General features: G+C 53.5%; 1 pseudogene. It reads left to right on the forward strand.

From position 1 onward, the window contains the following. A pseudogene (tuf, locus tag AU509_RS17860) lies at positions 1 to 1,067 on the forward strand (elongation factor Tu); the annotation flags it as partial. Positions 1,068 to 1,077 lie beyond the last annotated feature (10 nt).

Below are 1,077 nucleotides of genomic sequence, written 5' to 3' on the forward strand. Positions count from 1 at the left end.
TACGGCGGTGCTGCTCGCGCATTCGACCAGATCGATAACGCGCCGGAAGAAAAAGCACGTGGTATCACCATCAACACTTCTCACGTTGAGTACGATACCCCGACTCGCCACTACGCGCACGTTGACTGCCCAGGGCATGCCGACTACGTGAAAAACATGATCACCGGTGCTGCCCAGATGGACGGCGCGATCCTGGTAGTTGCAGCGACTGACGGCCCGATGCCGCAGACTCGTGAGCACATCCTGCTGGGTCGTCAGGTAGGCGTTCCGTTCATCATCGTGTTCCTGAACAAATGTGACATGGTTGATGACGAAGAGCTGCTGGAACTGGTTGAAATGGAAGTTCGTGAGCTGCTGTCTCAGTACGACTTCCCGGGCGACGACACTCCGGTAATCCGTGGTTCTGCGCTGAAAGCGCTGGAAGGCGAAGCTGAGTGGGAAGCGAAGATTGTAGAACTGGCAGAAGCGCTGGACAGCTACATCCCGGAACCAGAGCGTGCTATCGACAAGCCGTTCCTGCTGCCGATCGAAGACGTATTCTCTATCTCTGGCCGTGGTACTGTTGTTACCGGTCGTGTAGAGCGCGGCATCATCAAAGTCGGTGAAGAAGTTGAAATCGTGGGTATCAAAGACACGACCAAAACGACTTGTACCGGTGTTGAAATGTTCCGCAAACTGCTGGACGAAGGTCGTGCGGGTGAGAACGTTGGTGTTCTGCTGCGTGGTACTAAACGTGACGAAGTTGAACGTGGTCAGGTACTGGCTAAACCAGGTTCAATCAAACCGCATACGCAGTTCGAATCTGAAGTTTATATTTGAGCAAAGATGAAGGCGGCCGTCATACTCCGTTCTTCAAAGGCTACCGTCCGCAGTTCTACTTCCGTACAACTGACGTAACGGGCACCATCGAACTGCCGGAAGGCGTTGAAATGGTTATGCCAGGCGACAACATCAAAATGGTTGTTAACCTGATTGCTCCGATCGCGATGGACGACGGTCTGCGTTTCGCAATCCGTGAAGGTGGCCGTACAGTAGGCGCCGGCGTGGTTGCTAAAGTTATCGCTTAATTGCTGATAA

The organism is Lonsdalea britannica, assembly GCF_002111595.1.
GTDB lineage: Bacteria > Pseudomonadota > Gammaproteobacteria > Enterobacterales > Enterobacteriaceae > Lonsdalea > Lonsdalea britannica.